The organism is Polaromonas sp., from assembly GCF_029945925.1.
In the GTDB taxonomy this organism is placed as follows: Bacteria; Pseudomonadota; Gammaproteobacteria; order Burkholderiales; family Burkholderiaceae_C; genus Polaromonas.
In genome coordinates, this window is the sequence record NZ_JAQSDN010000027.1 from 21,098 (window position 1) to 29,507 (window position 8,410).

Consider the following 8,410-nt stretch of genomic DNA (forward strand, 5'->3'; position numbering starts at 1 on the left):
ATAGCTGGGCTATGGGCCTGCAAACCCGACAAAAACCGTCCTCGCTGGGGCCGATTTTCGCTATCGACGCCCCAAGCCCGACAGGCTCCCAGGGCAAACGGCAAAGCCGGGCAATCAGACACAGTGATCGGTGCTCCGATCGAGCCTTGGGTGACGGCGCCGGCATGAAAATTCGCTTCATTTGGTTGAATTTCCTGCACCTTGTCATGTGCCAGCCACGACGGGGCACGGCCCGGGGGGGGGGGGGGCGGATTTTTTGGCGTCCGGCCGCTGACATCGCCGTGGTCGCCCTGGTTGCTGCGTTGCTTGAGGCTGTGCCGGCCGCCCCCCCCCATGGTTGCGTGACATGGTCGCCTGATGGACCTGACCGGCGGGCCCCCGCTGACCCTTACTGGCATGTCGCCACCATGTCTGGCCTAGCTGGTCCTGCTGTGTTTGCCAATTTGTACCAAAGTGTTATAATTGTAAATTACTATTTTTAATTTAGATTAAAAATAATACGCAAGTCATTGTTTTATAAGGTGATTTTCTTTAGTTTGTCTCGGACTCTAAATGTATAAAAAAGTTCTATACATGCTCAAACCGCTGGTAATTGTCGCTGTTGCGGTGGCTCTCTCGGCTTGCTCCACCATGACGCCAAAGCCCCTCACTGCGGCGGCTTTGCGGAGTGCCAATGAGGCTGATCGACGTGCCATTCGCCAAGATGTAGAGCCCATCACGGGTCCGTTGACACTGGATGAGGCCATCGCACGCGCGCTCAAATACAACCTGGATCGTCGGGCCAAGTTGATGGAAGAGGCTTTGGCCTTGAACCAATTGGATGTGACGCACTATGACATGTTGCCCAAACTGGTTGCGCAAGCCGGGTACGCCAGCCGCAGCAATGACAAAATCAGTCTGAGCCGGGATGAGCAGACGGGTACGCCATCGACTTCCAGATTTATCTCGCAAGATCGGAACCACAACCTGCTGGAACTTGGTCTTACCTGGAATCTGCTTGACTTCTCCCTTGGCTACTATGCCACCCAGCAGCAGGCAGATCGGGTGCTGATCGCGTCCGAGCGACGTCGTAAAACCATGCACATCCTCATGCAGGATTTGCGAACCGTGTACTGGCGCGCGGCAAGCGCGCAGAAGCTTCGCTCGCAAGTTGAGGCAACTATTTCGGTCGCCGAAGAGGCACTGGTTGACTCCCGCAAGGCGGAAGCTGAACGATTACGCAGTCCGCTGGAGGCATTGCGTTACCAGCGCCAGTTGCTTGAAAACTTGCGCTTGCTGGAAGCCATTGACCAGGAGCTGTCGTCTGCCCAGGTCGAACTGGCATCCCTCATCAACGCGCCTTTGGGCCAACCCATTCAAATTGCCGATACAGATCTCAAAAACACTGATGCCGTCTTGCTAAATGTGCCCCTGCAGGTCATGGAAGAGACCGCGCTGGCGCAAAACGCTGACTTGCGTGAGCAGCACTACAACACCCGCCTGGCGCGTGGGGAAACGCGCAGGACTCTGGTCCGCTTGTTCCCCAACATTACCTTCAACTACGCCGTCAAGTACGACACGGACAGCTACCTGGTCAACAAGGACTGGAATGAAGCCGGACTGCAGCTTTCGTTCAATTTGTTCAATCTGCTGACGGGACCGATGCAAATCAAGCTCGCAGAAGCGGGCGTCAAGCTGGCCGACCAACGCCGCATGGCCACCCAGCTGGCAGTGCTGACCCAGGTTAATGTTGCGCGAGTGCAATTGCTCAATGCCCGCAAACAGTTTGAACGTGCTGACTCGATTTACGGTGCCGATATCAAAATTTCCGACATCGTGCGTAACCGCGCGACGGCCCAGGCGCAGAGCAAGCTTGACAGCGTGAGCACCGCCACGTCGGCGATTTTGAGCTTGCTGAGGCGGGACCAGGCCCTGGCTCAGGTACAGGCTGCAGAGCAGCGCCTTCTGGCCTCCATCGGGCTGGAACCGCAGATTGGCAGTACCGGGGAGTTGAGCCTGGCTCAGTTGACCGAACAGGTTGCACGCAATGGCAACCCCTGGACTGCGCTGCTCAATACAACCCCCGCAAATCCCAAAGCCACACCATGAGCCGTGTTGCAGTCGCTTTCTGCCTGATATTGTCGCTGCTATGGCAAGGCGCAGCGCACGCTCAAAATGGTCCTGCCCGGCCAGCTTCAACGCCTGCTGCGGTACCGAGATCTACCGCCCCCCCGGTTGCCAAGCCTGCGCTGGAGCGACAGGAGATTCGGGCGCAACTGCTGCCGCGGCGCTACACCACAATCGCTGCGGAAATTGGTGCAAGAGTCCACCGCCTGCCTGTCCCCGAAGGCAGTGCCTTCAAAGTCGGCCAACTGCTGGTCAGCTTTGACTGTACGTTGCAGCAAGCCCAATTGCGCAAAGCACAGGCCGACCTCGAGGGCACCGAGCAAACGTTGAAGTCCAATCAGCGCCTGGCAGAACTCAACTCGGTAGGCCAGCTTGAGCTGGACCTGTCGCGTACGGCAGTCAACAAGGCAAAAGCAGAAATTGGTGCCAACCAGGCTGTGCTGAGCAAGTGCAGTGTTTCGGCCCCCTTTGCCGGCCGCGTGGCCGAGCAGAAAGCGCGTGAGCAGCAATTTGTTCAGCCGGGCCAGGCGCTGCTCGACATCATTGATGACAGTGTGCTGGAGCTTGAGTTTTTGGTGCCTTCGCGCTGGTTAAGCTGGCTCAAGGTTGGCGACAAATTTGAAGTGCAAATTGATGAAACCGGCAAGCGCTACCCCGCCAAATTCATCCGCGTGGGGGCGAGGGTGGACCCGGTCAGCCAATCCGTCAAATTGGCGGCAGCCATTGACGGCAAGTTTCCGGAACTGATTGCCGGAATGAGCGGGCGCGTTCAAATCACGCCACCCTGATTCAGCAGCAGCCTCTTAAAAGTATGTCCCTTGGATACGTAGTCAACCCTTAGTTAACGTTGTTAGTTAGCAGGAGCATCACCATGAACAGGCCCAGTCTTTTTGAACTTAACGCCATGACACATGAATCCCCCGTGCCTGATGCGCCGCTGGCTTCTCCAGGTAGAAAGCTGGTTCGCAAAGGCCCTAACCCAATGGCGCTGGAGCAACGGTTCATGTTTGATGGCGCGGCGGTGGGTGAGGCCGTGCAAGTGCTATCAGCCACCACCGCGGTGAGCAGTATTCCTGTTGATGCACCGGTGGCCGATGCGGGCCCATCCGTAGCTTTGGCGGGCGACTTGCTGCACGCGGTGAATGCCGCGGCAGACACCGCGTCCACCCTGGGCACCGCCCAGGCTGAGGCCGAGCGCCTGGTTGCCAATTTGTTCGTTGCTACAGCGGCCGACCCTGTGCTGGCCGAAAGTATGGCTGGCGCCAGCTTGGCCGTGCGTCAGTTCCTGGAATCCGCCAGCGATGAGACCCTGTTTAGCCTGTTTAGCGGCGGCAAGTCTCAACCCGACACCGCCTGGCTTTCCCGTGTGGAGGGCCTCCGCGCCGCGGTGCGCGATGGAACCCTGCAGCTTTCGGTTGTCCAGGCCGACGGGTTTGACCAGCCATTTGCCATTGCCGCGTTCGCCCCCGAAGGCCCGGGCGGCAGTCCTACGATTTTCATCACGCGCAACGGATTCGGTCAACTTGACGCCCCAGATGCCACGCGCGTATTGACCGAGGAATTTGGTCATGCCATCGACCATTATCTCAACGCCGGCTCCGACAGCGCTGGCGACGAGGGAGAGCGTTTTGCGGCCAAGGTACTCGGCCTTTCCGTCAACGAGAGTGCCATCGCCGCTGCCGACCATGGCAGCGTATTGGCCGGTGGTCATACCTATGCCGTTGAGTACGCCGTATATGACTTCGTTAACGCCTACGCGATGGTCTATGACCTTAACAACAATGGTGCTGTCGTGGGCAGTACCGGTGAAAGTGACGCCGCGAAGGAGCAGAGCAGCCACAACTTCAAACCCACCGCCCTGGGGCCGGTGAAGGTTGACGACTACAACTACAACAGCAAGTACTTCAGTGGCAACGACGTGAACGCCATCGGCATCAATATCGGCGGTCAGGATTATTACGGCTGGATCAGCCGTCCTATCAAGTCCAACGGCATTGTGCGCGGAATGTACTTCTGGACTGACACCAGTTTCACCAACCTGCAGCTGGCCCAGGCCGATGGCAACCAGGATGGCGACGGCACTACCGCCGACAACAAGGGGTTCCTGCTGGTGGTCGATCAGGCGTGGTTTACCTCCAAGATCAGCAGCACCAGCACCACGGTGGGCACCGACATTGATGGCACTGCGGGCTTGCGCACGTATGCCAACGTCGGTTCCTCCTCTGATCGCGTCGACAGCGCCATCAACGCGCTCGTGGACAGCAATGTGGCGCCGGTGGCAAACAACGACACGGCTTCAGGGTCACCCAGCAGCGTCTTGTCGACGGGGCAGGGAAACGCTGCACTGGAACAGGGTTACAACACCAATACGAGCTCAGTGATAACGGCAGCCATTGTTGGTTCGGGCAAGGTTCTGACCAACGACACAGACAGCAACGGTGACACCTTGTCGGTCACCACCGTCACGAGCACGTCCACAGGCACATCCACAACGGCCACATCCAGCGGTGTCAACCTCGTCGGCAAATATGGAACGTTGACGATCAAGTCCGATGGCAACTGGACCTACACGCCCGACAACAGCAATCCAGCGGTCAATGCGCTTTTGACTGGGACCCTGTCCGAAGCTTTCACCTACACCGCCAGCGACGGCAAAGGCGGTACCGCAAGCGCTACGCTCACCGTGCAAATCAACGGCAGCAACGATGCGCCGGTCGCCAGCAATGACTACAACATTGCCAAAGAAATAACCACCACAGCCAATACCGGCTTTACTGCGACGGGTAATGTCCTGACCAATGATTCAGACGTTGATACCGGTGATACGAAAGCCGTTCAAGGGCTTCTGATCGGCGGTTCGACGACCGTTGCCAGCGCCGTGCCCACATCGGGCAGCACTCGGCTCATTTTTAGCGGCAGCAACGGTTTTAATTCAGTAAACACCGGTGCCGAGATATATGTCAGTACAAACGGCACCTTCGGCCCCACCACAACGTATTACGGTCTTTACTCCTACGACGGCACGACCTATAACCTTGTCAACATATTGACCAAGGTTGCCGTCACCAATGGCGACGAGATCACCCTGAATGCAACGGTGACCCATTACTGGAATGGCTCCGCCTATACCGCCATCAGTGACGTTGGTGCTTTTCTGGCCACCAACAATAATGTGAAGTTCCTAAACGGTACTGCGCAGACGATCACGTCCAACCAGGGGAAAGAGGCAATCGTCGCATCAACGACATCGACTGCCTACAGTACCTTGTCCAGTTTGAGCGGGACATCCGGCACGGTAGCCGTGGGCATGACCGTCACAGGCCCAGGAATTTCGCAGACCACCAAGATCAGTGAGATCACCTATACCGGTGGCGTGCTCACAAGCATCAAGCTGGACCAGGCCCTGACCAGCACCACGAACGGCAATTACACGTTTTCTGGCACTGGCACCTTAAGCCAGGCGCTCCAGGGCGCGCATGGCAGCTTGACGCTCGCCAGCGACGGCTCTTATACCTATACACCCACCACCGACAACCCGAGTCTTTCCGTTGGCCAATCGGCGATAGAAGTGTTCGACTACACCATGAGGGACGCGGCAGGCGTCACCAGCTCTGCCAAGCTCTACATTACTGTTCATGGCTCGGGCACGAACGACCCGAACCTGACCAGCGACACGGGTTCGGCGACCGAGAGCGGGGTGTCGGCTGGGTCGAATGCCAGCGGCAACGTGCTCGCCAACGACACCGCAGGCACTGGCGGTACCGTTGCCTCTTACAGCAAGGCCGACGGATCCGGTACGGTCAATTTCGGCAACAACCTGACCGGTGCGTATGGCACATTGTCGATTTCGAGCACCGGTGCTTACACCTACACGGTGAATGATGCAAACACCACGGTTGACGCCCTGCTGCCGGGCAACACGCTGACAGAAACTTTCATTTACAAGGTCACCAACTCGGCCGGCGGTATTTCCTTCGCCCGCCTCGTCGTCACGATCGCTGGCACCAATGACCAGCCCGTGGCCGTTGCCGATACCGCCGCTGTTCAGGAAGACGGCACGCTGCTCGCGACCGGCAACGTGCTCAGTAACGACACCGATGTCGACAGCGGCGACACCAAGGTGGTCAGCAATGCTGGAACCTCGTCCGCCGGCACCAGCGTCACGGCCAGCACGACCTCGGCCAATGGCCTTTCCATCACCGGCACCTACGGCACACTGGTCTTGGGCGCCGACGGAACTTACAGCTACACACTGAACAATGCTGCAGCCAATGTCCAGGCGCTGGCCCAGGGAGCGACGGCGAATGATGTCTTCACGTATGAGGTCAAAGACACCAACGGGGCTACGCACACCAATACGCTGACAATCACCGTGACGGGTGCCAACGAGGCACCGATCAACCAGTTCAACGGCACGGCCATCAGTTCGACCGCCTCCACATCGGTCACCACCGCCGTCAATACCGCCATCGACTTCACGGGTAGCAAGCTCTTGTCCGTCGCCGACAGCGACACCAACCTGAGCTCTATCACCCTCGTCGTCGAGCATGGCACCTTGTCATTCAGCGCCACACCAGGCGTCGTGACCCTGAGCGCTACCAGCGGAGCCAGCATCAAGATCAGCGCCGGTACCCAGGCGCAGTTGAATGCCGCCCTCGCCCTGCTGCGTTACACCCCCGACAGCAACTTCTATGGCGCCGATTTTCTGACCATCATGAGCCAGGACGGGGTCAGTGCCTTTGATAGTGACGGCATCGCCATCAACATTCCCACCAACACCACGGCCACCGTGAGTGAGCCAGCTTTGAGCACGGGTTCGAACTCGGCGTCGACTGCGGAAACCGCCACAGGAACCTTGACCCTCGGCAGCGGGCAAAGTGTACTGACGCAGCAGACCGGGAGCTTCCGCGATGGCTCCAACAATGTCATAGGCACCTGGCAGGTCAATACAAACGGTACTTTCAGCGTCACCCTCACCACCGCATCCAGCGCGTCCAGCAGCAGTTTCAGCTATGTTGTGAATGACAGCTACGGCAATTCGGTCAACAACACGGTTACCGTCAACATCACCGATGATGGTCCGACCGCTACCGTCAATACAAAGTCGGTCAATGAGGGCAGCACCGTCACCGGTAACGTCTTGTCCGATGGAACGGCGGATACGTTTGGAGCCGACGGCGCGAAAACAACCACACCCGCTGGAGGCGTGGTGGGGATACGCGCAGCGGGCGGTGATACCACTACGGCCGTTACCACTGGAGCAGGAAGCGCGATCACCGGGCTATACGGCACACTGACGCTCAGTGCCAATGGCAGCTACAGTTACGTCGCCAACAGCAACTCGGTTAGCACTGCGCAAAACGATGTATTCGTCTACACCGTCGAGGATGGCGATGGCACCCGTTCCACCGCAACGCTTACCGTGACGGTCAGTGATGTATCTAACGACACCATCAACGTAACCGGTCAAGGCCCGGTTAACGAAGGCTCGGCCTACGCCATGTTCACGGTGGTAGGCTCCGGCAGCCAGACCATCAATCTGTCAGTGACCAACGGCACAGCCACATTGAGTTCCCCGGCCATCGACTACTCCACAGATGGCACGACCTGGACCGCTTACACATGGAACGGCACCTCGGGTAACCGCCCCACAGGCGGGACCGTCTACGTGCGCGTCAGCATCACTAGCGAGTCGGACAACATCTATGAAGGCAGCGAAACTTTTTCGCTCGTGGCCACCAACGGCAGCAATTCCGCGATAACCGCTACAGGCTCTACGTCCATCATTGACGACGGCACGGGTACGAAATACGGACCGAACGCCCCGGACACGAGCACGACTGGTCTGGACGATGACCGGCCCGCCTACAGCGTAGACAACGTCTCGGTCAGCGAAGGCGGCCTGATGACCTTCACCGTCACCCGCAACAAAGACTCGGCCGCCAGCCAGACCGTGCAATATGCCACCAGCGGCGGCACGGCCACCAGCGGCACCGACTTCACCGCCGCCAGCGGCACGCTGACCTTTGCTGCCGGCGAGCTCAGCAAGACGTTCACCGTGCAGAGCACGGCGGACGCGATCTACGAGGGCGGCGAGACCCTGACGGTGACGCTGTCGAACAACAGCGCCGGCAGCACCATCGCCCAGGCCACCGGCACCGGCACCATCCTGGACGACGGCACCGGTCCTGACCCTGATGGACCAGGACCCTTGACGCCCGATGACGACCGACCCGCCTTCAGTGTGGGCAACGTCTCGGTCAGCGAAGGCGGCCTGATGACCTTCACCGTCACCCGCAACAAA

At 58.8% G+C, this 8,410-nt stretch carries 3 protein-coding genes; all 3 read left to right on the forward strand.

From position 1 onward, the window contains the following. The first annotated feature begins 573 nt into the window (after positions 1-573). On the forward strand, positions 574-2,088 hold the full coding sequence (locus PSV40_RS06845; protein WP_300535923.1) for a TolC family protein: 1,515 nt from the start codon (positions 574-576) through the stop codon (positions 2,086-2,088). Next, positions 2,085-2,894, forward strand: coding sequence for an efflux RND transporter periplasmic adaptor subunit (locus PSV40_RS06850; RefSeq protein ID WP_300535926.1), 810 nt, complete (start codon positions 2,085-2,087; stop codon positions 2,892-2,894). Before PSV40_RS06845 ends, PSV40_RS06850 begins: the two co-directional genes overlap by 4 nt. 83 nt (positions 2,895-2,977) lie before the next feature. Continuing rightward, the coding region (locus PSV40_RS06855; RefSeq protein WP_300535929.1) for a VCBS domain-containing protein at positions 2,978-8,410 on the forward strand (5,433 nt) is incomplete at its 3' end.

Excerpts from the sequence above, each read along its gene's own strand:
- PSV40_RS06845 (WP_300535923.1), top strand. The coding sequence starts at position 574 with ATGCTCAAACCGCTGGTAATTGTCGCTGTTGCGGTGGCTCTCTCGGCT.
- PSV40_RS06850 (WP_300535926.1), top strand. The coding sequence starts at position 2,085 with ATGAGCCGTGTTGCAGTCGCTTTCTGCCTGATATTGTCGCTGCTATGG.